This is a genomic window from Bacillus cereus group sp. BfR-BA-01523 (genome assembly GCF_022662615.1).
GTDB lineage: Bacteria > Bacillota > Bacilli > Bacillales > Bacillaceae_G > Bacillus_A > Bacillus_A mycoides.
Genome location: NZ_JAKUDX010000030.1, coordinates 1 through 2,539, shown reverse-complemented (window position 1 = coordinate 2,539; position 2,539 = coordinate 1). Strand labels below are relative to the sequence as shown.

Genomic DNA, 2,539 nt, shown 5'->3' with positions numbered 1-2,539 from the left:
CGGAAGTTAAGCTCTCTAGCGCCGATGGTAGTTGGGACCTTGTCCCTGTGAGAGTAGGACGTCGCCAAGCAACTTTAAGACGAGTCAGAATGACTCGTCTTTTTTGTGTTTTAAACTTCTTATCAGCCTCAAGTAAGTAATCCTTATTATTTTGATCCTCTCATATTCATTTTCTTTCATCATTTTTGATGTGTAGTTTAAGATTTTCTATTCTATTTTTTGTAGAAGCAATCTATCGGTGTGTTAAAATAGTACAGTTGTTTTTTGAGGTACTTTAATATAGGGAGATTTAAATTTTTTAAGGAGATAATATGAAGAAGATAGGTGTAGTTACTATAGTGGTTTTAGTCCTTCTAGCAATTACTTATATGTTAGTCGGGAATTATTTTTATAATTATGCGTTGAATGCGAAACAAGAGAAAGAGTTTTTAGAGGATAATCCTCACTTAGTAGAAACTGTGAATGCATCGGGAGGTGTGTTTGCTACAAATGAAGAAAAGGATGCGAACTTTGTATCAAATCATAAACCTAATATACGAAACATAAATTCTTTCGATAAGTTGAAATTAACAGGTTATGAATATATGAATGAACAATCTAGCCATAAATGGGCAATTGTAGTTCATGGATATGATAGTAGGGCATCGAAAATGACGAAATATATCCGGAATTTTTATGAAGAAGGATATAACGTCATAGCGCCAGATCTTCGTGGGCATGGAAATAGTGAAGGTGATTATATAGGGATGGGCTGGCACGATCGTAAAGATATTTTGATTTGGATTCAACAAATTGTAAAGAAAGACCCTAATGCTGAAATAGCACTCTTTGGAGTTTCAATGGGGGGAGCAACTGTAATGATGACTTCAGGTGAAGAGTTACCCTCTAACGTTAAAGTTATTATTGAAGATTGTGGATACTCAACTGTTATTGATGAATTTACTTATCAATTAAACGATTTATTCCACTTGCCGAAGTTTCCTGTTATGAATGCGGCAAATACAGTTGCAAAATTAAGAGCTGGATATGATTTAGAAGAAGCTTCAGCTGTAAAACAAGTAGCGAAAAGTAAAACACCGATGCTATTTATTCATGGGGACGCTGATACATTCGTTCCTTATGAAATGTTAGATGAAGTATATAATGCTGCAAAAGTAGAAAAAGAGAAATTAATTGTTCCAGGTGCTGGACATGGAGAAGCTGAGAAGGTAGATTCGAATAAATATTGGAATACCATATGGGAGTTCGTGGGGAGATACATTCCAGCGTAATTAGATTGTTTTAGATTTGTATTTTGTATATGCGATAATCAGAAGAAAATGTTTTTATACTTTTGATTATCGTTTTTTCTATTTAAAAGCTCATTTTAGTTTGTAGTATATAAGGTTTGAAGCATAAATTTTTGAATTCCTTATTGCCAGTGCTACAATAATTGAAAACTACATGTTAATGAGGTGTTTCTATGAAAATTGAAGTATGGTCAGATTTTGTATGCCCATTTTGTTATATTGGGAAACGTAGATTAGAAATGGCTTTAGAGCAATTTCCGCATAAGAAAGATGTTGAAGTTGAGTTTAAAAGTTTTGAATTAGACCAAAATGCTCCAATCTATTCTGGAACAAGTATTAATGAAGTACTTGCATCAAAGTATGGGATTAGTATTGAAGAAGCTAAGCGTAATAATATACAACTAGGCAATCATGCAGCTAGTATGGGGTTAAGTTTTAATTTTGAAGAGATGAAGCCGACGAACACTTTTGATGCGCATCGTCTTGCCAAATTTGCAAAGGATCAAGGGAAAGAAAAAGAGATTACGGAAAATCTACTTTGTGCATATTTCACTGAATCGAAAAATTTAAGTGATGTGGATACGCTTGCTACTATTGCTGAAGCTTCAGGTTTAGATAAGCAAGAAGCTCTACATGTTATTAATGATAAAAGCGCATATGCAAATGATGTTAGAATTGATGAAGCGATTGCTCAGCAATATCAAATTTCGGGAGTTCCTTATTTTATTATTAATCAAAAGTATGCTATTTCAGGTGCGCAACCACTTGAAACTTTTGTTGGTGCACTTCAGCAAGTTTGGGAAGAAGAGAAACCTGCACCTAAGTTACAAGAGCTTTCTTCAGAGGGTGGAAGCGATATGTCTTGTACGGATGAAAGTTGTTCTGTACCTTCAAAAGAACAATAGTTTTTATGATAGAATAGCAACCCATAGAGTGTTTCATGGGTTGCTATTCTATTCTTATAGAAGAGGTATATAAATAGATAAATTAATAACGTAAATAGGATTTATAAAAAAATGAAGTTTTTTATAAAAACATATTGACGATTGTAGGTTAGAGGTGTAATATAGAACAAGTCGCCGATAGCAACAACGCAGAAAGCGACAAAACAAAATGAAAAACTTAGTTGACATTGAAACATGAAAATGTTAACATAAGGGAGTCGCAAATGAGCGGCAAACAAGTTCTTTGAAAACTGAACGAAACAAACAACGTGAACGTCAATTTTTATTTTTAGATGCTAGACAAAC

At 33.8% G+C, this 2,539-nt stretch carries 2 protein-coding genes; both read left to right on the top strand.

Annotation, left to right across the window (positions count from 1 at the left end; translation table 11 throughout):
- Nucleotides 1–311 precede the first annotated feature (311 nt).
- Complete coding sequence (locus MR066_RS26945; RefSeq protein ID WP_242249047.1) at nt 312–1,271, top strand: alpha/beta hydrolase; 960 nt, start codon at nt 312–314, stop codon at nt 1,269–1,271.
- Nucleotides 1,272–1,462: 191 nt separating this feature from the next.
- Entirely contained in the window at nt 1,463–2,194 is a 732-nt protein-coding gene (locus MR066_RS26940; protein ID WP_088038211.1) for a DsbA family oxidoreductase, read from the top strand.
- The last annotated feature ends 345 nt before the right edge of the window (nt 2,195–2,539 follow it).

Excerpts from the sequence above, each read along its gene's own strand:
- MR066_RS26940 (WP_088038211.1), top strand. The coding sequence starts at position 1,463 with ATGAAAATTGAAGTATGGTCAGATTTTGTATGCCCATTTTGTTATATT.
- MR066_RS26945 (WP_242249047.1), top strand. The coding sequence starts at position 312 with ATGAAGAAGATAGGTGTAGTTACTATAGTGGTTTTAGTCCTTCTAGCA.